Origin of the sequence: Bacillus sp. PPSBB_11 (assembly GCF_038023285.1) — a bacterium.
Classification (GTDB): domain Bacteria; phylum Bacillota; class Bacilli; order Bacillales; family Bacillaceae; genus Bacillus; species Bacillus altitudinis.
The window spans coordinates 3,296,490-3,322,116 of record NZ_CP150633.1 but is presented as its reverse complement, the minus strand read 5'-3'; the positions used below and the strand labels follow the sequence as shown (position 1 = coordinate 3,322,116).

Annotated in this window: 15 protein-coding genes and 1 pseudogene; 11 read left to right on the top strand and 5 right to left on the bottom strand. The window is 42.3% G+C overall.

Annotated elements, in window-relative coordinates:
• Nucleotides 1-10 precede the first annotated feature (10 nt).
• The 3 genes from V7L95_RS16160 to V7L95_RS16150 all read right to left on the bottom strand — a co-directional run bounded on the left by V7L95_RS16160 (nt 11) and on the right by V7L95_RS16150 (nt 4,567).
• A complete protein-coding gene (locus V7L95_RS16160; protein WP_210552072.1) occupies nt 11-1,840 on the bottom strand; it encodes an ABC transporter ATP-binding protein in 1,830 nt (609 codons plus the stop codon).
• Nucleotides 1,837-3,570, bottom strand: coding sequence for an ABC transporter ATP-binding protein (locus V7L95_RS16155; RefSeq protein ID WP_340967315.1), 1,734 nt, complete (start codon nt 3,568-3,570; stop codon nt 1,837-1,839). Before V7L95_RS16155 ends, V7L95_RS16160 begins: the two co-directional genes overlap by 4 nt.
• Before the next feature lie 94 nt (nt 3,571-3,664).
• On the bottom strand, nt 3,665-4,567 hold the full coding sequence (locus tag V7L95_RS16150; protein WP_024718330.1) for a LysR family transcriptional regulator: 903 nt from the start codon (nt 4,565-4,567) through the stop codon (nt 3,665-3,667).
• A gap of 153 nt (nt 4,568-4,720) precedes the next feature.
• Here V7L95_RS16150 and gltB point away from each other — a divergent pair, with 153 nt between their 5' ends.
• Nucleotides 4,721-9,292, top strand: coding sequence for a glutamate synthase large subunit (gene gltB / locus V7L95_RS16145; RefSeq protein ID WP_057079436.1), 4,572 nt, complete (start codon nt 4,721-4,723; stop codon nt 9,290-9,292).
• 16 nt (nt 9,293-9,308) lie between these two features.
• Nucleotides 9,309-10,793, top strand: coding sequence for a glutamate synthase small subunit (gene gltD / locus V7L95_RS16140; protein ID WP_008346585.1), 1,485 nt, complete (start codon nt 9,309-9,311; stop codon nt 10,791-10,793).
• A gap of 63 nt (nt 10,794-10,856) precedes the next feature.
• On the opposite strand, the gene V7L95_RS16135 is transcribed toward gltD, so the two are convergent.
• The gene (locus V7L95_RS16135; RefSeq protein WP_008346586.1) at nt 10,857-12,059 is read right to left on the bottom strand and encodes a nitrate/nitrite transporter; all 1,203 of its coding nucleotides are present in this window, start codon (nt 12,057-12,059) and stop codon (nt 10,857-10,859) included.
• Nucleotides 12,060-12,228: 169 nt separating this feature from the next.
• On the opposite strand from V7L95_RS16135, the gene nirB (V7L95_RS16130) reads away from it, so the two are divergent.
• The 9 genes from nirB (V7L95_RS16130) to V7L95_RS16090 all read left to right on the top strand — a co-directional run bounded on the left by nirB (V7L95_RS16130) (nt 12,229) and on the right by V7L95_RS16090 (nt 24,940).
• Entirely contained in the window at nt 12,229-14,490 is a 2,262-nt protein-coding gene (nirB, locus tag V7L95_RS16130; protein WP_017367411.1) for a nitrite reductase large subunit NirB, read from the top strand.
• Nucleotides 14,487-16,625 carry a nitrate reductase gene (locus tag V7L95_RS16125; protein WP_146271422.1) on the top strand — a complete coding sequence of 713 codons (2,139 nt, stop codon included), beginning with the start codon at nt 14,487-14,489 and terminating at the stop codon, nt 16,623-16,625. The genes nirB (V7L95_RS16130) and V7L95_RS16125 overlap by 4 nt, the downstream gene beginning before the upstream one ends.
• A gap of 89 nt (nt 16,626-16,714) precedes the next feature.
• Entirely contained in the window at nt 16,715-19,126 is a 2,412-nt protein-coding gene (gene nirB / locus V7L95_RS16120) for a nitrite reductase large subunit NirB (protein WP_017358862.1), read from the top strand.
• A 23-nt stretch (nt 19,127-19,149) separates the two neighbouring features.
• Nucleotides 19,150-19,473, top strand: a complete 324-nt coding sequence (gene nirD, locus V7L95_RS16115) for a nitrite reductase small subunit NirD (protein WP_008346593.1) — start codon at nt 19,150-19,152, stop codon at nt 19,471-19,473.
• 66 nt (nt 19,474-19,539) lie between these two features.
• Entirely contained in the window at nt 19,540-20,232 is a 693-nt protein-coding gene (locus V7L95_RS16110; protein ID WP_008346595.1) for a DUF421 domain-containing protein, read from the top strand.
• Nucleotides 20,233-20,331: 99 nt separating this feature from the next.
• Nucleotides 20,332-21,312: a pectinesterase family protein gene (locus tag V7L95_RS16105; RefSeq protein WP_008346597.1), complete on the top strand. Its 981-nt coding sequence runs from the start codon at nt 20,332-20,334 to the stop codon at nt 21,310-21,312.
• 131 nt (nt 21,313-21,443) lie between these two features.
• Entirely contained in the window at nt 21,444-22,928 is a 1,485-nt protein-coding gene (gene dacB / locus V7L95_RS16100; protein WP_340967306.1) for a D-alanyl-D-alanine carboxypeptidase/D-alanyl-D-alanine-endopeptidase, read from the top strand.
• Nucleotides 22,929-22,947: 19 nt separating this feature from the next.
• The gene (locus V7L95_RS16095) at nt 22,948-24,315 is read left to right on the top strand and encodes an MATE family efflux transporter (RefSeq protein WP_008346601.1); all 1,368 of its coding nucleotides are present in this window, start codon (nt 22,948-22,950) and stop codon (nt 24,313-24,315) included.
• Nucleotides 24,316-24,379: 64 nt separating this feature from the next.
• Nucleotides 24,380-24,940, top strand: coding sequence for a CatB-related O-acetyltransferase (locus V7L95_RS16090; RefSeq protein ID WP_008346603.1), 561 nt, complete (start codon nt 24,380-24,382; stop codon nt 24,938-24,940).
• Nucleotides 24,941-24,971: 31 nt separating this feature from the next.
• On the opposite strand, the pseudogene V7L95_RS16085 reads toward V7L95_RS16090, so the two are convergent.
• Nucleotides 24,972-25,627, bottom strand: a pseudogene (locus tag V7L95_RS16085) (collagen-like protein); the annotation flags it as partial.

The following is a 25,627-nucleotide window of genomic DNA, read 5'->3' as shown; positions in this document are numbered from 1 at the left end:
TTGGTGCTGTTTAACCGACTTGGTTTTCGGCAAATTGACTCATATAGAGGTCTGCATAAAAGCCTTTTTCTTTCAAAAGCTCACGATGAGTTCCTTTTTCAATGATCGTGCCATCTTTCATAACTAAAATGAGATCGGCATCTTTAATCGTTGAAAGTCGATGTGCAATAACGAAGCTTGTTCTGCCGTTCATTAATTCATTCATCGCTTTTTGAATATGCATCTCTGTCCGTGTATCGACACTGCTTGTTGCTTCATCTAAGATTAATATCTTCGGATCAGATAAGATGGCACGGGCGATGGTTAACAGTTGACGCTGACCTTGCGAGAGGTTGCCGGCATCTTCTGTTAAGAGTGTGTCATATCCATCTGGAAGGGTACGGATGAAATCATCTGCATAGGCATGTTTAGCGGCCTTCAACACATCCTCTTTTGAAACATTCGGTCTGCCATATGCGATGTTGTCATAAATTGTGCCTTCAAAGAGCCATGTATCCTGAAGAACCATCGCAAATAAGTCACGCACTTGCTCTCGGCTGAGGTCGGTTGTTTTTACGCCGCCAATGCGAATGGAGCCTTGATCTAGCTCGTAAAAGCGCATTAACAGATTAATAATCGTTGTTTTTCCAGCGCCTGTTGGCCCAACAATGGCAACCGTTTGTCCTTCTCGGACATGTAAATTCAAATCTTTAATAATGGGTTGATCTTTCTCATAACCGAAGTGCACGTGCTCAAAGGCCACATCTCCGGAAAGGGATTTAAGATCAATCGCTGCATCTTCTTCCGCATGTTCTTCTTCCTCATCCAGAATTTCAAACACCCGTTCAGCAGAAGCGATAGCAGATTGAACTAAGTTTGCAACACTGGATGCTTGCACAAGCGGCTGCGACATTTGTTGTGTGTATTGGATAAATGCTTGCACATCCCCAACACGAATATTCCCGTTAATGACAAGAATTCCGCCAGCAACACTTACCGCCACATAGCCAAGATTCCCAATAAAGGTCATCATCGGCATCATTAAGCCGGAGATAAATTGTGCTTTTCTTGAAGATTCATATAGTTGTTCGTTTAATTGATCAAATGTATCAATGGCTTTCTTTTCATAGCCATACGCACGAACCGTCTGATGTCCTGTGAACATTTCATTAATATGTCCATTGATCATCCCTAGTTCTTTTTGCTGTGCTTTAAAATGCTTTTGCGAAAATGATGTAATGCCTCGAATCGCAAACAAACTGAGAGGCAGCGTCAAACAAACAAGCAGCGTCAGTAGCGGACTGATGAAAAGCATCATGACGACAATTCCAATGACTGTAATGACAGATGTGATCACTTGTGTGAGTGCCTGCTGTAAAGAAGTATTAATATTATCAATGTCGTTCATCACCCGGCTCAGCGTGTCTCCATGTGTTGTTTTATCAAAATAACGAAGAGGGAGACGTGTAAGTTTGTCACTCGCTTCTTGTCTTAGTTCAGCAATGGTCTGCTGCGAGACACCAGCCATCACATATTGCTGCACGAATGAGAAGAGAGAAGCCACGACATATAATAGAACAAGCAGCAATAAAATGCGTGAAATGACATCGAATTGAACGCCAGTTCCTTGTGTAAAACTTTCAAATAGGGAAGAGGTGGCATCCCCAAGTAATTTTGGACTGACAACATTAAAAACGGTTGAACCGATCGCTGCAATCAGGACAATGATCAGCTGAAATTTCCTCGGTTTTAAATAGCCCGTTAAACGAAGAAGTGTTTTTTTAAATTCCTTCGGTTTTTGTACTGGGCCCCTTGGGTGACCGCCTTTATGTCCCATTCCAGAAGACATTTTTTTACTCATCCTTGCTCCACCTCCTGACCTTCCTGTGATGCGACTATCTCTTGATAGACAAGGTTATCTTTCAGTAACTGTTCATGTGTACCGATACCTGCTATTTTTCCATCATCTAACACAATGATTTTATCGCTATGCTTCACTGTGCTGATTCTTTGAGCCACAATAATCAAAGCAGCATGCTCTTTTTCAGCTTCTAGCGCTGACCGAAGTTTTGCATCCGTTTTGTAATCAAGGGCAGAGAAGCTATCGTCAAACAGGTAGAATGCAGGTTTTCTTACGAGTGCTCTTGCAATCGAAAGACGTTGTTTTTGACCGCCAGAGAGATTCGAACCCCCTTGGTCTATCTCTGCGTGAATTCCGCCATCTTTTTGCAAAACAAATTCTTCGGCCTGTGCTGTCCGCAGTGCCTGCCAAATCTCGTCATCTGTAGCATCTCGTTTGCCAAAGCGCACATTATCAGCAATGGTTCCGCTAAATAAAATGGCTTTTTGAGAAACATAACCCATCTGACTTCTCAGTTTCTCTTGAGGCAATTCTCTAATATCGACACCATCTAATATAATTTTTCCTTCTGTTGCTTCATAAAAACGTGTCATCAGCTGAAGAAGGGTCGTTTTCCCGGAACCTGTACTGCCAATGATCGCCGTCGTTTCACCCTTTTTGGCTTCAAACGTCATGTCTTGAACGGCTGGTTTTTCAGCATTTGAATAATAAAATGACACATTCTCAAAGCGAATGGACTGGGCTGGCTGATCAAGTTTAGTGACAGCCTCTTTTTTGTCTTTAATTCTTGGTTCTAGATTTAACACTTCATTCATCCGTTTAGCTGATGCCTGAGCTCTAGGCACCATAATAAAACTCATAGAAAGCATAATGAGTGCCATTAAAATCATCATCGCATATTGAATGAAGGCGATCAGATTCCCGACTTCCATCTGTCCGGCATCAATCCGATTAGCGCCAATCCAGACAATACCGATATTCGTGAAGTTCATGATAATGAGCATAAAAGGGAACAAGTACGCCATTAATCGATTGACCTTAAGGCCAGTATCCTTATACGATGTATTGGCTTCTTGAAAACGTTCCTTTTCGTCATCTACTCGGTTAAACGCACGAATGACCCGAATGCCTGAAAGCGACTCTCTCATAATCAAGTTCAGCCGGTCCGTTTTTTTCTGAAGCTGGCCAAAGAGGGGGATCGCTTTTCTTGACACCAAATAAATGAACCCGCCAAGAAGGGGGAGAGCTGCTAAAAAGATGAGAGATAACACAGCATCTCTAGATACAGCCAAAATAATTCCACCAACGAGCATAAGAGGCGCCCGTGTCATCATTTGTAAGATCATGATCGTGACATCTTGAACTTGTTTCACATCATTTGTTGATCTTGTAATAAAGGAAGATGTCCCGATTTTTTGAAATTCTTCTAATGAGAATTGTTCGACATGCACAAACAGCTGTCTTCTCATATCACGCCCGAAGCCTAGAGCTGTCTTAGATGACAAGTAGGACTTCCAAATCGTGAGCAAGATGGCAAGTAAAGAACAAGCCACCATCCAGCCCCCAACCTTCCATATATAAGCGACATCTCCTTGGACGATCCCGACATCAACGATATCTGCTGTAAGCGTCGGTAAATACAGCTGGAGCATACTGCTTAAAAAGGTGAGAACCACAATGGACACAACGGATAGCCGATAGGGCTTTAAAAACGATAAAATTGATTTCATACGATTACCTTTCTTCCATATAGTCTGTTGTTCTGTAACTCATCATATACAAAGAGGGATTATTTCTACAAATGAAATGTCTTGTTTTAGTGAATTATTTATATTGTTCAATTTTTGAAAAGAAGTCTTTTACAAACATATAAAAATCATGGGCTGAAGGAGACATCTCTCTCGATTTAGACGCAATAATTCCGACCGTTCTTCTCACTTGAGGGAAATCAATGGGAATTTTCACTGTAAATCGCGGTGTTGTTTCATAAAAGGCACTTTCGGGTAATAAGGTAACGCCCATACCCGCTGACACGAGACCTTTAATGGCATCCAAATCTTCTCCTTCAGATGAGATAGTAGGCTCATAGCCAGCCTGCTTACAGGCATCAACCGCAATTTGTCTCAGCACATATCCTTCAGGAAACAAAACGAAATGGTCTTTTCTCAAATCACTTAAATGAATACTTCTTTGCCCGCTAAAGGGGTGACTAATTGGCAAAAGGGCATAAATGCTTTCGGAAAACAAGATATTTCCTTCTATTTGAGGATCGTTTGTCGGGACGGGTCCTAAAAAGGCAAGATCAATGTCTCGATTTTTGACAGCTTCAATCAGAAACTTATAGGAACCTTGCCGAAGTAAAAAATCGACCTCTGGATATTCCAGCTTAAATGCGGAAATGACAGAAGGGAGCACTTGGCTTGCTAGACTTGTAGGAAATCCAATGTTCACTGTCCCTTTGTGAGGGTCTAAGTATTCATCAATTTGTTCTTTGGCGTAATCGATCGCTTTTAGGGCGGTTCTGACATGGTCCAAAAATTGTCTGCCGATTTTCGTTAATTTGATATTTCGTCCTTCTCGTTCGAATAAAGCCACTCCAAGTTCTTCTTCTAAATTGGCAATCTGCCGGCTGATGGCAGATTGGGCAACGTGTAAGTTTTCAGCCGCTTCTGACACGTGTTCACGGTCAGCAACTTCTACAAAATAACGTAATTGACGAAGCTCCATTTTTGCACTTCACACCCATCTATCTCAAAAAGAGATTGTTTTGATCTAAATTATATATTGTTTATATTAATTTGAAAACTTAAAATAAGTTACAGAGTTTGTGAGATTTTATTACTGTGAAAAAACGGATCTTTTAAACGGGGGAGAGAAACGATGACTTATAATCAACTACCACAACCACAAGGTCTCTACCGTCCTGAATTTGAACATGATGCATGTGGAATCGGACTGTACGCCCATTTAAAAGGGGAGGCGACACATAGCATCGTCAAAAAGGGATTGCAAATGCTGTGCCAGCTTGATCACCGCGGCGGGCAAGGCAGTGATCCGTATACAGGTGATGGTGCCGGTTTAATGGTACAACTGCCAGACGCTTTTTTTAGAAAGAACTGCCAAGACTTTGCACTTCCAGAAAAGGGCCGTTACGGGGTAGGAATGGTGTTCTTTTCAAAAGATGATGATGCCAAAACGCGTCAAGCGATCGAACAAAAGATCAACGGCTTCATTAAACAAGAAGGGCAAACATTAATTGGCTGGAGAACGGTCCCTGTTGATGCTGGGAAAATTGGAACGGTTGCAGCGAAGAGCTGTCCGGTTGTGAGACAGGTCTTTATCGGAGCAAACGACAACATTACAGACCGTTTGTCATTTGAACGAAAACTATATGTCATCCGTAAGCAGGCTGAAAACTGGGGAACAGCAGAGGAAAAACAATTTTACTTTGTCAGCCTGTCGAGTCAAACCATCGTATATAAGGGGCTTTTAACATCAGATCAAGTTGATGCTTTTTATCTTGATCTACAGGATGAAACATTTGTTTCTGCATTTTCACTCGTTCATTCAAGATTTAGTACAAATACATTCCCGACATGGGAACGAGCGCATCCAAACCGTTACTTAATTCATAACGGAGAAATCAACACATTAAGAGGAAACATCAATTGGATGAGAGCAAGAGAACAGCAATTCGTGTCTGAAGCCTTCGGAGAAGATCTAGACAAGATTTTGCCAGTGCTGAATGCAGACGGAAGTGATTCATCCATTTTAGACAATGCCTTTGAATTTTTCGTGCTTGCAGGGCGTACTCCTGCTCATACAGCGATGATGCTGATTCCTGAGCCGTGGACGGAGAATACGCACATGTCAAAAGAGAAACGGGCATTTTATGAATACCATAGTTCGTTAATGGAGCCGTGGGATGGCCCGACAGCGATTTCGTTTACGGATGGTAAACAAATCGGCGCCATCTTAGACCGGAACGGATTAAGACCCGCGAGATACTATGTGACAAATGACGATCATATCATTTTCTCATCTGAGGTCGGCGTCATCGACACAAATGAAGAAGATGTGAAGTATAAAGACCGTCTTGAACCAGGTAAAATGCTGTTAATCGATTTAGAAGAAGGACGCATTATTTCTGATGAAGAAGTGAAATCTTCGATTGCGAATGAACTTCCTTATCAAAAATGGCTCGATGAAGAAATGGTTCACGTCAATCGCTCGGAAGAAAATTCAGAAAATTCTAGTATAATGAGTGATTTGTTAACGCGTCAGCGTGCTTTCCATTATACGTACGAAGACATTCAAAAGTATTTAATTCCTTTACTAGAAGAAGGCAAGGACCCAATCGGCTCAATGGGAAGTGATACACCGCTTGCTGTGTTATCAGATCGTGCGCAGTCGCTGTTTTCTTATTTCAAACAGCTGTTTGCTCAAGTGACGAATCCACCGATTGATGCCATTCGTGAGCAGCTCGTTACATCGACCATGACTTGGTTAGGTGCTGAGGGAGATATTTTACATCCAAATGAATATTCATGCCGAAGAATTAAACTTTATACACCAGTTTTAACAAGCGGGCAGTTCAACGGCTTGAAAACGATTGTTCATAACGCCTTTAAAAGCAAAACGATTCATACACTTTTCACTGATGACCTAAAACGTGGTCTTGATGCGATGTTTGAAGAGGCAGAAAAAGCCATTCGTGAAGGGGTATCTTTACTAATTCTTTCTGATCGTGACATGACGGAAGAAAAAGTGCCGATTCCACCACTTCTTGCATTGAGTGCACTTCATCAGCATCTTGTGCGTCAAGGCTTACGAACAAAGGTGAGCTTAATCGTCGAATCTGGAGAAGTAAGAGAGGTTCATCATTTTGCCGCACTGATTGGCTACGGTGCAGATGCGATCCATCCGTACCTCGTTTACGAAACATACAAACAGCTTATTGCTGAAGAAGCGATTGCGATTAGCTTTGATGAAGCTGTCACAAAGTTTGGGAAAAGTGTGACTGAGGGCGTAGTTAAAGTAATGTCTAAAGTGGGAATTTCCACTGTCCAAAGCTATCGAGGCGCACAAATTTTTGAAGCAGTCGGCATTAGTGAAGATGTCATCCAGGCGTATTTCACAGGAACAGCTTCGCAGCTAGGCGGTATTGATCTTGACACCATTGCAAGTGAAGCAAAGCTTCGTCATGAGGCTGGGTATCAGGCATCAACTGATCAAACGCTAGAATCAGGCAGTGAATTCCAGTGGAGAAAAAATGGAGAGTATCATGCCTTTAACCCAAAAACCATTCATACCCTTCAGTGGGCATGCCGCAACGAAGATTATGATTTATTTAAGCAATATACGAAGGCAGCGGATGAAGAACGAATTGGTTTCCTTAGAAATCTATTTGCTTTTCGTTCAAAACAAAAGCCAGTTCGTCTGGAAGAAGTTGAATCTGCTGAATCCATTGTACGCCGCTTTAAGACAGGTGCGATGTCATTTGGTTCATTAAGTAAAGAAGCGCATGAAGCACTAGCGATTGCGATGAACCGAATTGGCGGCAAAAGCAACAGCGGAGAAGGCGGGGAAGACCCTGCACGCTTCACAGTAGATGAGCACGGGGATGATCGCAGAAGTGCGATTAAACAGATTGCTTCTGGCCGCTTTGGCGTGAAAAGTCATTATTTAGTCAATGCAGATGAACTGCAAATTAAAATGGCGCAAGGTGCAAAGCCGGGAGAAGGCGGACAACTGCCAGGAAATAAAGTATATCCTTGGGTCGCAGACGTACGTGGTTCTACGCCAGGTGTTGGCCTAATCTCACCACCGCCTCACCATGATATTTATTCAATCGAGGATTTGGCTCAATTGATCCATGATTTGAAAAACGCAAACCGTGATGCACGCATCAGTGTCAAGCTAGTTTCTAAAGCTGGCGTTGGTACTATTGCAGCAGGTGTCGCAAAAGGGACAGCGGATGTCATCGTAATTAGTGGATATGATGGCGGTACTGGAGCTTCTCCGAAAACAAGTATTAAACATACAGGACTTCCTTGGGAGCTTGGATTGGCAGAAGCGCATCAAACCCTTGTCTTAAACGGCCTTCGAGAGCGAGTCGTTCTTGAGACGGATGGCAAATTAATGACAGGACGCGACGTTGTCATGGCTGCGATTTTAGGAGCAGAAGAATACGGCTTTGCGACAGCTCCACTTGTCGTATTAGGATGCGTCATGATGAGAGCATGTCATTTAGATACTTGCCCAGTTGGTGTCGCTACTCAAAACCCGGAACTTCGCAAAAAATTCATGGGTGACCCTGATCACATTGTCAACTTCATGATGTTTATTGCAGAGGAAGTAAGAGAAATTTTAGCTGAACTTGGCTTTACATCAATGGATGAATTGATAGGGCGTACGGATGTCTTATCAGTAAGTGAAAGAGCAAAATCACACTGGAAAGCAGGACAGCTGAACCTTGAAACCCTGCTTTATCAGCCAGAGGGACCACGCACATTCAGAACGCCGCAAAATCATAAAATTGATGAATCACTGGATATGAATGAGATTCTCCCTTATGTACAGGAAGCGCTCGATCATCAAACACCGGTTGATCTGTCACTAAACATTCGCAACATTCACCGTGTAGCTGGAACGATTACGGGCAGCGAAGTGTCTAAGCGCTACGGAGAAGAAGGCCTGCCAGAGGATACGATCACACTTCGGTTCACTGGTTCAGCTGGACAAAGCTTCGGCGCATTTGTTCCAAAGGGGATGTCTTTATATTTAACAGGTGACTCAAATGACTATATCGGCAAAGGACTCTCTGGAGGCAAAATTGCTGTCAAAACATCTGATCACTTTGTACAAAATGGACATGAGAACGTGATTGTCGGTAACGTTGCATTTTACGGCGCGACAAGCGGAAAAGCGTTTATTAACGGTCGTGCAGGTGAACGTTTTGCCGTGCGTAATTCAGGTGTCAATGTGGTCGTTGAAGGAATCGGTGATCACGGCTGTGAATACATGACTGGCGGACGTGTTGTCATTTTAGGTGACGTTGGGAAGAACTTTGGCGCAGGGATGTCTGGCGGTATCGCTTACGTGCATACATCCGATGCAAAACAGTTCAAAAGAATGTGTAACATGGAAATGATCATGTTTGAAAAACTCACAGATCACGAAGAAGAACAAGAAGTGAAGCAAATGATTCAGGAACACCTTGATTATACAAACAGCTCAAAAGCAGCAGCGCTTCTAGAGAATTGGGCACAAGAAAAGAATCACTTCATTAAGATCATTCCAAGAAATTACAAAATGATGCTTCAAAGCATTGAGGAACAAAAACAAGCAGGCCTCAGCCACGAGGAAGCTGTTATGTTCGCATTTGAAGCAAACACAAAACCGAAAAATAAAGAAACGGCAAACGGGCAAAAAGCAGCCCTCGCTCATTAAGAAAGGGGAGAGGACAATGGGCAAAGCAACAGGTTTTATGGATTATAAAAGAGAAAAGCCAAATGAACGTGACCCTCTCACTCGTCAAAATGACTGGAAAGAATATTCAGCTCCTTATACAGATGAGGTATTGAAACAGCAGGGTGCTAGATGTATGGATTGCGGAACACCGTTTTGTCAAATTGGGATGGAGATCAGGGGCGGCGTTTCTGGCTGCCCGATCTACAATTTAATTCCAGAATGGAATGACCTTGTCTACCGGGGCAGATGGAAAGAAGCGCTTGAAAGACTACAAAAAACGAACAATTTCCCTGAATTTACTGGAAGAGTATGTCCAGCACCTTGTGAAGGCTCATGTACCGTCGCGATCAATGATCCAGCAGTATCGATTAAAAATATCGAACGGACGATCATTGATAAAGGTTTTGAAAATGGCTGGATTACACCAAGAATTCCTTCAAGCCGTACAGGGAAAAAGGTTGCCATTGTCGGATCAGGACCAGCAGGACTGGCAAGTGCAGACCAACTAAACCAAGCAGGGCACGCTGTAACCGTGTTTGAACGATCTGATCGTCTTGGTGGACTGCTCACTTATGGTATTCCGAATATGAAGCTCGACAAAGAAGTCGTTGAGCGCAGAGTTAAACTGCTAAGACAAGAAGGCATTGACTTTGTGACCAATACAGAAATTGGTGTGGATATCACGGCTGATGAACTGAAAGAGCAATTTGATGCGGTCATCCTTTGTACAGGTGCACAAAAGCAGCGTGACCTGTTAATTGAAGGCAGGGAAGCAAAAGGGATTCACCTGGCAATGGATTATTTAACACTCGCAACAAAAAGCATGCTTGATTCAGGATTCAAAGATAAAAACTTTATTGACGCAAAAGGGAAAGACGTCATTGTGATTGGCGGAGGAGATACAGGCGCTGACTGCGTCGCAACTGCACTTCGCCAAAAAGCAAAAAGTGTTGTTCAATTCGGAAAGCATCCAAAGCTTCCAGATACACGTGTAGGGGATAACATGTGGCCAGAACAGCCTTATGTCTTCTCTCTAGATTATGCTTACGAAGAAGCACAAGCAAAATTTGGAGAAGATCCGCGGCAATATTCGATTCAAACCACAAAGATTGTGGCTGATAAAAATGGGAAGTTAAAAGAGCTTCATACCATTCAAATGGAAAAGGTGAAAAACGAGCAAGGGAAGTTTGAATTTCATGAGATTCCAGGAACAGAGAAGGTATGGCCAGCTCAGCTAGTCTTTATTGCGATTGGTTTTGAGGGAACTGAACAGCCGCTAGTGAAACACTTTGGCGTGGACAGCAAAAACAATCGGATTGACGCAAAATATGGGGAATATACGACGAATGTAGAAGGCGTATTTGCAGCGGGAGATGCAAGACGCGGTCAAAGCTTGATTGTCTGGGCAATTAACGAAGGCAGACAAGTGGCGCATGAGGTAGACCGTTATTTAATGGGGAGTTCGGTTCTGCCAAAATAGGTCAAACAAAGGGTGTTTACCATATATAGAGAAAAGCCATGACCAAAGAGTGGTCATGGCTTTTTATGATTCAGACATGGTTGGCTGGATAATGACTTTTTTACGTTTGAACTGGGAGACAACCAAACAGAGGAAGACAGCAAGAACAAAAAGAGAAATGGTCAAAAAGCCAAATGTATAGGAGCCCGTCATTTCTTTTAAACTGCCAAGAACGTTTGGTAAAAAGAATCCCCCAATGCCTCCTGCAGCCCCTACAATTCCAGTCACAATCCCAATTTCCTTATGAAACACTTGCGGCACAAGCTGGAACACCGCCCCATTCCCCATACCAAGACACATCATTCCGACAAATAAAAGCGCAATGACCACTGGTAAAGCAGGTAGACTACTCACTGCCCCTAAACAGATACCAATCAAAGCAAATAAACCGAGCAGTACTTTCATCCCGCCAATTTTATCGGCAATCAAACCGCCAACTGGCCGAAAGAAGCTGCCTGCCGCCACGCAAAGCGTCACAAAATCACCGGCATGAATTTTTGAAATCGCATATTGGTCCACAAAGAAAATACTCAAGAAACTTGAAAGGCCGACAAAACCACCGAATGTAATCGCATAAAGCAGGCAGAAAAACCACGTTGTTTTCACTTGAAAGACTGAAAAATAGGACCGAAGCGGCTGAGGGGCGGGCTGGTTTGGTGCATCTTTTGCTGTGAAAATAAAAAACAAAAAGACGAAACTTAAAGGAATAAGAGCGAGCCCCATCACTGTATGCCAGCCATACATCTCCGCAAGCCTTGGTCCAAAGAGTGTCGAGATCAGTGTTCCGCTGTTTCCGGCGCCGGCAATTCCCATCGCTACCCCTTGTAAATGAGGAGGGTACCAGCGGCTTGCCATCGGTAAAGCGACCGCAAAACTCGCACCTGCAACCCCTAATAAAATCCCGATCAGTACTAGCTCTGAAAGGGTTGTACCACCGAAAAACCCCCATATAAGCGGAATGGTGGTCAAAATCATGCCCATCATCGCTGTTTTTTTAGGTCCCATTCGGTCTGTTAATAGGCCTAGCACAATTCGAAAAAAAGATCCGGATAAAATCGGAATGGCTACAATCATGCCTTTTTCTATTGTCGATAAGGCAAAATCTTGTGCAATAAAAGCACCGAGTGCCCCCAGCAAAACCCAAATCATGAAACTCACGTCAAAATATAAAAATGAACCAAACAATGTCTTAGGATGACCACTAGAAGTCAATTCTGAGAGTTTCACAAAACCACTCCTTTATTTTGAATTTTCTGACTTAAAGATAGCGAGTTGATAGAAGGAATGGAAGTATTGTGTTAGAAAAAATGACATGGATAAACACTTTTTTACAAATGTGTGCCATAATCTAGGCAAACATTGCTTTGGCGCAAAAAGCTAGAAAGGTTGATCTCACATGGCAAAACGTAAACTCGTGTTTATCGGAAACGGCATGGCGAGTATGAAATGTATCGAGCATATCGTAAAGAATCAGCCAGAACGCTATTCCATCACGATCATTGGAAAAGAGAAGCACCCGGCCTACAACCGAATAAAACTTTCATCGGTTTTACAAAAAAGTGAATCATTGTCTCAAATTGAACTAAAGCCAAAAGAATGGTACACCAAACATGACATCACCATCCAAACAGGCGAAGCAGTTGTCCACATCGATACAAAGCGTCAATTGCTCATGACAGAAGCACGCCGGAATATCCCGTATGACAAACTGGTTATCGCCACAGGCTCATCGCCTCATTTTCTACCTATACAAGGCGTATCCAAAAAAGGGGTCTATGCTTTTCGTACGATTGACGATTATGAGGCCATTTACGCTGATTCTTTACGCTATGAGCGTGCAGCAGTCATTGGAGGTGGTGTACTTGGTGTGGAAGTGGCCGCTGGTTTACAGATCGCTGGACTGAAGACAACCTTGATTCATCACACGGATTGGCTTATGCAACGCCAATTAGATGAAACCGCTGCAGGGCTTTTGTCTCAACAATTAAGTCGCAAGGGGATTCAGGTAAAAACAAATGCTCATACGATTGCATGTTTAGGAAACGAGAGAGTAGAAGGCGTTCTGTTAAAAAGTGGAGACATCGTGGATGCTGATCTCGTGGTTTTCACAACAGGGGTCCGTCCGAATATAGAGCTTGCAAAACAGCACGGCATTCATACAAGAAAAGCCATTGTTGTAAATGATGTCATGCAGACAAACGTTGAGAATATTTATGCTATTGGAGAATGTGCAGAGCATAAGGGAATGGTGCACGGTCTTGTGCAGCCTATTTATGAACAAGCAAACGTGCTTGCGAATCATTTATTAGATGAACTGGTCACGAATTTACCTCCTGCCATTTATTCAACAAAATTGAAAGCAAATGACATATCTATTTATTCTGCTGGCAGTATTGTAAACCGATCCCCCTCCGCTTCAGTGGTGACTTACTTAGATGAAGAACAAGAAGTATATAAAAAACTAGTGTTTGAACATGATGTGCTCACAGGCGTTGTATTAGTTGGTCAACTTGAGAGAGCTGAGCAGCTTTTGCAGGATGTAAAAGTGGGGCGTGATAAAAGCGTAGTCATGAAATCACTGAATGAAGAGCAGATATCCCCTTTAGATTCATTAAAAACAGAGGATCTCATCTGCCAATGCCACACGGTGACGAAGGGAGCGATATTCAAAAGCATATCGGTCCATCAGCTGACAAATTTAGAAGAGATAAAAAAACAGACAGGGGCCGCAACGGGCTGCGGAGGCTGTCAAGAGCTTGTTCGTGCCTGCTGCCATGTCTCATCAAATCAGCTAACGGAAGCACTGGACACGTTTTGCTCGTGCACAAATGTAGAGGAAGAGACCATTTTTTCGTATGTAAAAAAGCAGCAGCCGCTGAATGAAGAGCAAGTAAGAAGACAATTTGATTGGATGACAGATAACGGCTGTGACAAGTGCCGAGCAGCCATTCCATACTATCTTGAGCAGTTTCAAGATCTTTTCGTAAAAGACAGCCCATCAGATCATGAGCCCATACTAATGCCTCAGTTATATGGTGGCCGTCTTGATCTGACATTTTTACAGATGATAACCGGATTATTAGAGCAAAAGCAAATTCAGCACGTAGAACTAACGGAGAATAAACGAATTCGGCTGATCGGTATTTCACAAGAGGCCGACCATATTATAAAAGAACATGGACACATCATGCCACAAGAAAGCAAGAGACTTTCTCATGTTCTATCATGTGATTGTCGTCACGATCCATCTGTCACAACACTTGTCATGGAGATCGAAAGACAACTAGAAAACACGCTTTTACCTGCAGTCACATCGATTCATATCGCTGGTCCTTCCTGCGTATGTCATTTCAGCCCCATCTATGACATCTGCATCAAGAAGCAGCTGGATGAATGGGACATTTATATAGGAGGCAGCATACGTCAACCTAAGGCAGGTCAGCTTTTTTATTCTGTGAGCCGAACGGATGAGCTGATTCCTTTTTTAAAAGCACTGCTTGAAGACTATAGAAAACGTGCATATTTTCAAGAATCTATTGGAGACTGGATCCAAAAAAACGGCATCATTTCCATCCGAGAAAAATTGCTCGATGAGGAAATGAGAGAAGAGCTCTGCGAGCAATTTGAGCAAAGTAGACAAAAGGGTGTGAATGTATGAATCAATCTTTTTTACAATATGTGCAGCAAACATCAGAGCAGCAAGAGCGAAAAAGGGTGTTCCCATCTCAATGTCCGTTTTGCAGTATGCAGTGCAAAATGCAATTAGTCGAGCAGCACGCAGAAGGGCGAACACGCTACCAGACGATAGGTATTCATAATCCAACCACGTTCGGCAGGATCTGTATGAAAGGGCAGCATGCTCACCAGCACGCACTGCACAAGGAACGATTGAATCACCCCCTCATCAAAAGAAACGGTCAATTTGTCAAAGTGACTTGGCAGGAGGCACTTGACGAAATCAAAGCACGCACTCAAACCCTTCAGACGGAACATGGGAACGATGCTATCAGTGTTTATGGTAGTGCATCGATTACAAATGAAGAAGCTTATTTACTCGGAAAATTTGCAAGGGTCGCCCTTAAAACGAAATACATTGATTACAATGGAAGACTGTGTATGTCTTCAGCAGCAACAGCAGCTAACCAAACATTTGGACTTGATCGGGGTCTAACCTTTCCGCTTCGTGACATCAAGCATGCCCGGGTTTTACTATTGGTTGGAACCAATATAGCGGAATGTCAGCCGACCCTCATACCGTATTTGGAAGAAGCTAAAAAGAACGGGGCATTTCTCATCGTGATCGATCCGCGAAAAACAGCAACAGCCAAACTAGCTGACTTACATGTCAGCTTAAGGCCTGGGTCAGATGCTGCACTCGCAAATGGAATCTTACACGTCATGCTTCATGAACAGTTACTAGACGAAGAATTTATTAAAAAACGAACATCAGGTTTTCAAGAAATGAAACAGCATATTTCACACATGTCCCTGCAAGACATTACGCAGCAAACCGGTGTATCGATGAAAGTCATTCAAAAAATAGCGAGAAAATTCGCCCGCGAAAAAACAGGAATGATTCTGACTGCAAGAGGCATTGAGCAGCAAATAGACGGGACAGCATCCGTTCGTAATTTCCTGAATATTCTGCTTGTTACTGGGAAAATTGGCCGGATTGGGTGTGGATATGGTGCCATTACTGGGCAAGGAAATGGACAGGGTGCAAGAGAACATGGACAAAAAGCAGATCAGCTTCCTGGTTACCGTGATATCACAAACCCAGTACATAGAAAAGAAATGGCCGAAATATGGAATATCGATGAAAAAGAACTGCCTGGAAAAGGTGTATCTGCTTTTGAAATGTTTGAAAAAATGCAGAAAGGAGAGATAAAAGCGCTCTTTTTAATGTGTTCTAATCCTGTTCAATCAGGTCCGCATGCAAGCTTTATCAAAAAAGCCATCGAGCAGCTGTCCTTTTTTGTCGCAATTGATTTATTTATCTCTGAGACGGCTGCACTCGCAGATGTTATTTTACCAGCTTCGTCATATTTAGAGGACGAAGGGACCATGACGAACATAGAAGGACGCGTTACGCTGAGAGAAGCAACCTATCCACTCAAACACCAAAGAAAGCACGATTGGCAAATCATTTGTGAAATAGCAGCAGTATTAGGCAAAGGCGGCTCTTTTTCTTTTTCATCTGCAGAAGACATCTTTGAGGAATTGAGAACAGCAACGAAAGGAGCCAAAGCCGATTATTCCGGTATGACCTATGACAGGTTAAGGAAGACGCAAGGCATATTATGGCCCTGCTCTCATTTGGAAGACCGAGGAACAGAAAGACTATTTGAGCATCAATTCTCACATCCTGATAAATTAGCAAAATTTGCAGTCGTTGCACATGGACAACAGGGTGCAAAAGAACCAGTCAGTCCAGAATATCCACTCTATTTAACGACCGGCAGGGTGATGGCTCATTACCAAACGGGCGTTCAAACAAGAAAAAGCACCTCTCTTGTTGCCCGGCAGTTTGAAGCTTATGTAGGGCTTCATCCTGACACAGCCGAAGCTTATGGACTTCAGCACGGGGAGCTCGTCACCATCCAGTCAAAACGAGGTAGTGTCATCATGAGGTGCCACATAACAGATAGCATCCGAAAAGATACTGTGTTTGTTCCGTTTCACTGGAATAAACATCAATCAATTAACCTATTAATTGGTAAACAGTTAGATCCACACAGTAAAATGCCAGGTTTTAAATATTGTCCTGTACAGCTGTCAGCCTACAAGAATTGAAAACTATGTGAGAAATTTTAACATGTATTTTCCATCTTTGTTTAGATTATGGTACTTTCTAAAAAACGATCACATGAGGGGTGTTTTTCATGAAAGAAAAACTCGTATTAGTAGGGAATGGTATGGCTGGTATCCGAACGCTCGAAAACATTTTAAAAACAGACAATGAACGATTCGACATGACTGTATTTGGAACTGAGCCGTATCCTAACTATAATCGGATTCTTTTATCGAAAGTTCTCCAAGGGGATACAAAGACAGAGGATATTACGTTAAACGATTGGAATTGGTACAAAGAACATCATATTCAGCTGTTTACAAATGAGACCATTGTGAAGATCGATCCAGACAATCAAACCGTTATGAGTGATCAAGGACGGACCGTGCATTATGACCGTTTAATTTTAGCGACAGGGTCCCTCCCGTTCATCCCGCCCATTCCAGGGAGCGATAAAAAAGGGGTAACAGCTTTTCGTACATTACAAGACACAGAGGAAATGGTCAAAGCATCTATGATGTACAAAAAAGCAGCCGTCATTGGAGGCGGGCTCCTTGGACTTGAAGCCGCGCGTGGTCTACTAAACTTAGGAATGGAAGTGACCGTCATTCATCTTGGCTCTCATCTAATGGACCGGCAGCTCGATCCGGTGGCAGGTCAGCTTCTGCAAGCAGCTTTAGAAAAACAAGGCATGAGCTTTCTATTAGGAAAACAGACAAATGAGATTTTAGGAGATACAAGGGTAGAAGGGCTAACATTTTCAGATGGTTCTACATTAGAGACAGATATGGTGGTCATGGCAGCAGGAATTAAACCGAATCACAAGCTTGCCGAAACGAGCGGCATTGAAGTGAACCGGGGGATTATCGTCAATGATTTCATGGAAACAAGTGTCCCGCGGATTTACGCAGTCGGAGAATGTGTTGAACATAGAGGACAAACGTACGGTCTTGTTGCGCCATTATACGATCAAGCAAACGTGCTTGCGAAGCATGTTTGTGATATGGCCCCGACGCCTTATGAAGGATCTGTACTATCGACACAGCTAAAAGTATCAGGGGTTGATGTATTTTCAGCTGGAGATTTTATCGAAAACGATGAGAAAAAAGCGATTAAAATTTTTGATGAACAGCAAGGTATTTATCAAAAACTAGTCTTCCAGCAAAACCGATTAGTCGGCGCCGTCATGTTTGGAGAAACAAGCGATGGACCACGTTTATTCTCGTACATTAGAGAAGGTGTTGATATGTCAGATATGGAAAAAGTATCTGTCTTAACATCAAATGAGCTGGCGCAAGAAAACACGATTGAACAAATGGCAAACGACCATATCGTTTGTGGCTGTAATGGTGTCTCAAAAGGTCAAATAGTGGCAGCTATTCAAAAAGAAGGCCTAACGACTATACAAGAGGTCAAGCAATGTACAAGTGCTTCTCGGTCATGCGGAGGCTGCCAACCTGTTGTGGAAGAGATTTTATGGCACACTTTAGGCGATGATGCAAACCGCACTGCGCAAAAAGAAACCATCTGCGCCTGCACCACCTTATCAAGAGATGAAGTGATTCATGAAATAAAAGAGAAAGGTTTGCAGCATGTCAAAGAAGTGATGAATGTACTTGACTGGGAAACAGAAGAAGGCTGTTCAAAGTGCCGGCCTGCACTGAATTACTATTTAGGGATGATGTATCCGCTTGACTACAAAGATGAAAAAAGCTCGCGATTTGTGAATGAACGAATGCATGCCAACATCCAAAACGATGGTACCTATTCGGTCGTTCCACGTATGTACGGAGGCGTGACAAATGCTAATGACCTGAGAAAAATAGCGGATGTCGTTGACAAATATGAGATACCGCTTGTGAAAATGACTGGAGGGCAGCGAATCGACCTTTTAGGTGTCAAAAAAGAAGATTTACCAAAAGTATGGGCTGATTTAGATATGCCGTCTGGTTATGCTTACGGAAAATCATTAAGAACCGTCAAAACTTGTGTTGGAGAACAATTTTGCAGATTCGGAACGCAGGATTCCATTTCTCTTGGGATCGCACTTGAAAAGAAATTTGAAGGACTTGCCACACCGCACAAAGTCAAAATGGCCGTATCAGCCTGTCCAAGAAACTGTGCTGAATCTGGGATTAAAGATCTTGGCATCGTAGGTATCGATGGGGGATTTGAATTGTATGCTGGCGGGAATGGAGGGACACATTTACGAGCTGGAGACTTATTAATGAAAGTAAGTACAGCAGAAGAAGTAGAACAAATGGCCGCAGCCTACCTTCAATATTACAGAGAAACCGCAAATTATTTAGAGAGAACATCCGCTTGGGTTGAACGGCTTGGATTGAATCATATCCAAACGGTCCTGCTAGATGACAAGAAACGTGCAGCACTCATCGAAAGAATGGACATCGCACTTTCAACTTATGAAGAACCGTGGCAAGAGATTCGAGAGAACGAAACAGAAACAAGACAATTATTTCAAAAGGCAACTGCTTCCGTCTAAATCAATTGAAGGGATGAGATCAGATGACAGTTTCAATTGTAAAAGTTCATATTGGTACAATATCAGATTTTCCATTGCAGCTAGGGAAAACAGTCGCAGCCGGTCCACTTGAATTAGCTGTTTTTCAAACCTCTAACAAGCAGTTCAAAGCCATTGAAAATCGCTGTCCTCATAAAGGCGGTGTACTAGCTGAAGGAATGGTGAGCGGAGATCATGTCTTCTGTCCAATGCATGATTGGAAAATCAACCTTTCATCAGGAAATGTTCAAGAACCAGATCATGGATGCGTGAAAACATATGAAGCATTGGTTGAGGGAGACGACGTCTTTATTTTACTGCCTTCATAAATGGTTTAGAACCTTCCTTTCCTGTACATGCTGTAAGTACATGCAGTGAGAAAGGAAGGTATATGTGTGCCATTTTTTAATATTTTGATTGAACTCTTTATCGGATTTTTCGCTTTATTTTCCATTACAAAGCTATTAGGGAAAACACAATTTGCACAAATCACGCCGTTTGATTTTATTTCTGCACTGATTTTAGGGGAGATGGTTGGTAACGCCATTTTTGATCCAGAAGTCAGCGTGCTACATATCCTTTTTGCAGTTGCAGTCTGGGGCGTTTTAATCTACACAGTTGAATGGCTTTCACAAAAATTCAAATCCATTCGCGCTTTTTTAGAGGGAAGACCGACTCTTGTGATTGATAAAGGAAAGATTCACTACAATCGATTAAAGAAAAATATGCTTGATTTAAATCAGCTGCAGACGCTGATTCGAGCGAAAGGGCATTTTGCTCTTAATGAAATTGAATTTGCCATTTTGGAAACGGATGGGTCTGTGAGTGTGCTTCCGAAAATGAAATATGCACCAGCTACAGCCGAAGATGTGAACGTGAAAGGAAAAGAAGTCACATTGCCTAGAACGTTTATTATCGACGGAGAGATTTTAAAAAAAGATTTAAAGGAAGCTGGATTTGATGAAGCGTGGCTGAGAGAGCAATTGAAAAAACAGCACATATCCTCCTATAAAGACGTCCTATTTTGTGAATGGATTGAAAATGAAGGAATTTATGCGATGAAATATGAAAAAACATCCACAACCTAACACAGTGGATGTTTTTTTGTGTTTTTTTGTTTTATAACTGAATAGGATCAAAAAGAATACGTCAATGAAAACGTTCACAATATAAGGGGGAGATGTGTGATGAAGTATGGAAAACGACTGCTGATGATGGTATTGGCCTTACTGCTTTTTGACTCAGCTTATGCGCAAGCAGCTGGACACAACCATCAAACAAACCGCGTGCTTATTGTCGACCAAAAAGGAAATGGGACATTTCGAACGGTTCAATCTGCCATTGATGCGATACCAGTGAACAATCAACAGCAAACGACGATATATATTAAAAATGGTGTGTATAAAGAAAAGATTCTCCTTCCGCAAAATAAGCCGTATGTGTCCTTTATTGGAGAAAATCAGTATCAGACGATTCTGACGTATGATGATACAAATGCAAGCAGCGGGAGCACAACCAATAGCTCTAGTACAATGATTCGGGCAAATCATTTTTACGCAGAAAATATCACGTTTCAAAATACAGCTGGCCGAAACGCAGGGCAGGCGGTTGCCCTTTATGTATCCGGGGACCGGGCTGTGTTTAAACACGTACGTGTTCTCGGTTATCAAGATACACTTTATGCCACAGGCACAGGGAGACAATATTATGAAGATTGCTATATCGAGGGCACGGTTGACTTCATCTTTGGTTCAGCAACGGCTGTATTTAAAAGAGCTGAAATAAAAAGTCTTGGAAATGGATATATTACAGCGGCATCCACAACAGAAGCGCAAAAGTATGGCTACGTTTTTATTGATTCCACGTTAAATAAAGGAACGTCTGCGTCTCAATCTGTGTACTTAGGCCGTCCGTGGAGACCTCATTCGGCTGTCACGTTCCTCCAAACAAAAATGGATGAACATATTAAAGCTGAGGGATGGCATAACTGGGAGAACAAAGACAACGAAAGAACGGCTAGATATCAAGAATATGGATCAACGGGCGCAGGGAGTCATGTGGCAAACCGGGTGAAGTGGTCAACGATATTAACAAAAAACGAAGCAAGTCAAATCACCGTTCAAGCCGTGCTTAGCGGAAGCGATGGCTGGAATCCTGAAAAAAGGTAAAAGAGGCTTGTCAGTTTTCGTCAAAGAAAGCTGACTTTTCTGTTTAAAAAACCTTTGAGAACAAACGTTCTTTTGTGTATAATGAACATAATCTGCTAAATTTGGCTGCTTTTCTAAAAAGGAGGGATTGCGTGAAACGTTTCTCACAGGTCATGTTTTTACAACTATGTATTTTGTCGATGTTATTTCTCCCTTTTTCAGTGAAAGATGAACAACTAACAGCTCATGATGATCAATCAAAATGGATCACTTCTTTAGACGAATTCATTCGAACAGCACCTGATTTAGAGGGCGCAATTGCTGGCATCAGCGTACGCGATACTTCTGACACTTCTCTTCTTTATGAACATCAAGCGGACATCCGTCTGACTCCTGCTTCTAATATGAAATTACTCACATCTGCTATCGCACTCGATCTACTGGGTGAAACACACACTTTTCCAACAGACGTTTGGATAGATGGTTCAATTCACAAAAAAACATTGCACGGCAATCTTTATCTCCGAGGCTCTGGAGACCCGACATTGTTAGAAAGCGATTTTGCCGCATTAGCCAAACAAGTCAAAAAGGCCGGAATACATACGATTCGTGGACAGCTTGCAGCTGATGATACTTGGTTTGATGACACAAGGTATTCCATCGATCTGCCGTGGAGTGATGAAGATCAATATTACGGCGCTCAAATATCTGCTCTTACTGCTTCACCGAATGAGGATTATGATGCAGGGACGATCATTCTCGAAGTTAAGCCGGGAAAGAAAGCAGGGCAGAAGGCCAGCTATGAGATGATCCCGAAGACTGACGTCGCTCAAGTTGTCAATCAAGTGCAAACTGTGCCAGAAGGTGGAAAGAAGAAAATATCTTTTAAACGCTCTCACGGTACAAACAAAATTACACTGACTGGAACGATTCCGCTAAAAGCATCCTCGTCTAAACAATGGGTCGCATTATGGGAACCGACAACGTATGCTTTAGACTTAATGAAACGAGCATTAAAGGCTGAGGGGATTCAGCTGAAAGGACCACTCAAAACAAAACAAGTTCCTAAAAAAGCGAAAAAAATCGCTTCCCATACATCAATGCCTTTATCCGATCTTCTTGTTCCGATGATGAAATTAAGCAACAATACACATGCAGAAATTCTGTTAAAAGAACTTGGGAAGCGGGTAAAGAACAAAGGAAGTTTTGACAAAGGGCTTGACGTGCTGAATGAACGTCTTCCTGCCTATGGCATCGATGCATCTATGACTGTGTTGAGAGACGGATCAGGCATATCACCGATTAACCTTGTTTCTGCAAATCAATTCACGTTATTTTTGACAAACATTCAAAAGGAAAAATGGTTTAACACCTATGTCCATGCACTTCCGTTAGCTGGGGCAAGTGAGCGTATGGTGGGAGGTACATTAAGAAATAGATTGAAAGAACCAGCTACACTAGAAAAAGTGCGTGCAAAAACAGGTACACTATCAACGGTCAGCACACTATCTGGATATATTGAAACGCAGAGTGGAAAAACGCTTGCTTTTTCCATCTTATTGAATCATCTCGTTGATGACGAAAAAGGAAAAGAGATAGAAGACCGAATTGTCAGCATGTTAGCTGAGGATCTTTAGACAGAGAAGGAGAACCATCATGACGTTAGATAATAATCAATCTTTAGTAAAAACCATGTCGATCTTTCTAATTCCACTTTTATTAAGCAATATTTTGCAATCAATTGGACAGCTTGTTTCCATTGTGCTTGTCGGTAGATGGATTGGAGAGGATGCAGTAGCTGCGATTTCGGCATTCTTTCCACTTTTCTTTTTACTTGTTTCTTTTTCCATTGGGATTGGATCAGGGAGCTCGATCCTGATTGGACAAGCATACGGAGCAAAAAATGATCAGAGGTTAAAGGAAATTATCGGTACAACGCTTTCGTTCACCTTTTTAATCGGACTTTCTTTAGCTGTCATTGGAGGTTTTTTTGCCACAGATATTTTACATTTGATGGGGACACCTGCAAATATTGTGGAGGAAAGTGCGGCATATGCCAGAATCCTATTCATCTCCATGCCCATCTTATTTCTTTATTTTGTCTATACAACTTTTTTACGAGGAACAGGAGATTCGAAAACTCCATTTTATTTCTTAATGATTAGTACAGGAACAAATATTTTACTGCTACCGATCTTATTATTCGGCTGGCTTGGTTTACCGGCATTTGGTTTATATGGTGCTGCGTATTCTTCTGTGATTTCTACAATCGTTACGTTTATCATTCTTCATATCTACCTTTATAAAACAAAGCACCCGCTGCGCATTGATGCGTCGGTTAGAAAGCATCTATTGATGAAAGGGGATTTATTAAAAACGCTATTAAAGTTAAGTATCCCTTCTAGTATTAATATGATTCTCATTTCTTTATCAGAAATTGCTGTCATTTCTTTTGTCAACGATTATGGATCACAGGCGACCGCAGCTTATGGCGTTGTTAACCAAGTCGTAAGTTATGTACAGATGCCCGCAGTGAGCCTTGGTATTGCTGTTTCTATCTTCGCCGCACAATTCATTGGCGCAGGAAACATGAATCGTTTGAAAGATGTCATTAAAATTGGGCTGGGGCTAAACTTTGCGATAGGCGGATTGATTATTATTTTCGTCTATATTTTCGCACCACAAATTTTATCTATCTTTTTAACAGATCCTGCAACAATTGATGTTGCATATAGTTTGGTCGTGATCACCCTATGGAGCTATCTCATTTTTGGAACAGCACAAATCGTTGCAGCCACAATGAGAGCAAGTGGCACAGTTCTATGGCCGACCATCTTTAGTATTTGTTCCATTTGGCTTGTTGAAGTACCAGTGGCTTATGTGCTATCACACCATACATCGCTTGGGATCAAAGGAATATGGATAGGATATCCTGCAGCCTTTTTTGTAAACTTATTGCTCCAATACAGCTATTATCGACTGGTATGGAAGAAAAAGCAGATCGTTGCACTTGTCCAATCATAATGTGAGCCTATCATCTGGCATATACATACGAAGATCGATTACTTTGTAGGGGGTCTGATCTTCTATGTTTTTAAATCAAAGAAGTGAGCTCAGTTCGTATGATATCGGTGACTTCACTTATGCCGGACCAGATTTTCAAGTCTTGACGTGGGGAGAAGGAACAACGCTGAATGTAGGGAAGTTTTGTTCCATCGCAAACGAAGTAAAAGTTTTTCTTGGTGGTGAACACCGAACAGATTGGGTCACCACATATCCCTTCAATCAAATTTTCACAGATGCTGCCCATATTAAAGGACATCCACGATCAAAAGGGGATGTGTGTATAGGGCACGATGTTTGGATTGGATATGGAGCAACAATCATGTCAGGAGTACAGATAGGAAACGGGGCAGTCATTGGAGCAAATAGTCTGATTACAAAAGATGTGCCTCCATATGCGATTGTCGCAGGGAACCCGCAGCGGCTCATGAAATATCGGTTTTCTTCGGATATCATTGAAAAACTTCAGTTATTAGAATGGTGGAATTTAGAGTTTTCTTTCATACAGTCTATTTTTCACCTTTTGCAATCTCCTGATATTGACCATTGTATAAGCGTAATTGAAGATAGAAAAAAGAAAGGCTGACAGAGCCTTTCTTTTTTTATCTTCGTCTCACTTAGCTGAGTCTAATGATGGTAAGCGATGCACCGGTTGCACCACCACCTATTAGAATGGCTGTTACAACCGCTCCGAAAAATTGTAATGAAATTGTATTTCCTGCTGTTAAATTGACAATAACTGTATTGCTCATAAAAGTTGTGGATACGGCAGAGGACTGAATTGAACCTGGAATAGCAGTTGATCCATTCAACCATAGCCTTGTGCTCACTAAAAGTGCAGTAGTGGTATTTACTTGATATGTGATATAGTATTTACCTGTTTGCTGGACTGTGAATGTATCATTTGAACCATTCGGCGTAAATCCATTAATATTTTGATTACTTGGTAAAGCAATGTTCGTACCACCAGCAATAGTAATGATTGTAGGACCTGTTGTATTTCCAGCATAAAGTGCCGTATCAGTTGGACCGCTAGCTCCAGTGGCACCAGTGATTCCGGTAGCTCCAGTTGGACCGGTGCCTCCAGTGGCACCAGTGATTCCGGTAGCTCCAGTTGGACCGGTGCCTCCAGTGGCACCAGTTGCACCCGTGCTGCCAGTGGTCCCAGTAGGTCCGGTTGAACCTGTAATTCCTGTAGCACCAGTAGCTCCAGTTGAACCTGTGATACCCGTGGCACCAGTTTCTCCAGTTGAACCTGTGATTCCCGTAGCGC

Excerpts from the sequence above, each read along its gene's own strand:
- V7L95_RS16160 (WP_210552072.1), bottom strand. The coding sequence starts at position 1,840 with ATGAGTAAAAAAATGTCTTCTGGAATGGGACATAAAGGCGGTCACCCA.
- nirB (WP_017367411.1), top strand. The coding sequence starts at position 12,229 with ATGGCAAAACGTAAACTCGTGTTTATCGGAAACGGCATGGCGAGTATG.
- V7L95_RS16105 (WP_008346597.1), top strand. The coding sequence starts at position 20,332 with ATGAAGTATGGAAAACGACTGCTGATGATGGTATTGGCCTTACTGCTT.
- V7L95_RS16150 (WP_024718330.1), bottom strand. The coding sequence starts at position 4,567 with ATGGAGCTTCGTCAATTACGTTATTTTGTAGAAGTTGCTGACCGTGAA.
- V7L95_RS16095 (WP_008346601.1), top strand. The coding sequence starts at position 22,948 with ATGACGTTAGATAATAATCAATCTTTAGTAAAAACCATGTCGATCTTT.
- nirB (WP_017358862.1), top strand. The coding sequence starts at position 16,715 with ATGAAAGAAAAACTCGTATTAGTAGGGAATGGTATGGCTGGTATCCGA.
- V7L95_RS16125 (WP_146271422.1), top strand. The coding sequence starts at position 14,487 with ATGAATCAATCTTTTTTACAATATGTGCAGCAAACATCAGAGCAGCAA.
- nirD (WP_008346593.1), top strand. The coding sequence starts at position 19,150 with ATGACAGTTTCAATTGTAAAAGTTCATATTGGTACAATATCAGATTTT.
- V7L95_RS16090 (WP_008346603.1), top strand. The coding sequence starts at position 24,380 with ATGTTTTTAAATCAAAGAAGTGAGCTCAGTTCGTATGATATCGGTGAC.
- gltB (WP_057079436.1), top strand. The coding sequence starts at position 4,721 with ATGACTTATAATCAACTACCACAACCACAAGGTCTCTACCGTCCTGAA.
- gltD (WP_008346585.1), top strand. The coding sequence starts at position 9,309 with ATGGGCAAAGCAACAGGTTTTATGGATTATAAAAGAGAAAAGCCAAAT.
- V7L95_RS16155 (WP_340967315.1), bottom strand. The coding sequence starts at position 3,570 with ATGAAATCAATTTTATCGTTTTTAAAGCCCTATCGGCTATCCGTTGTG.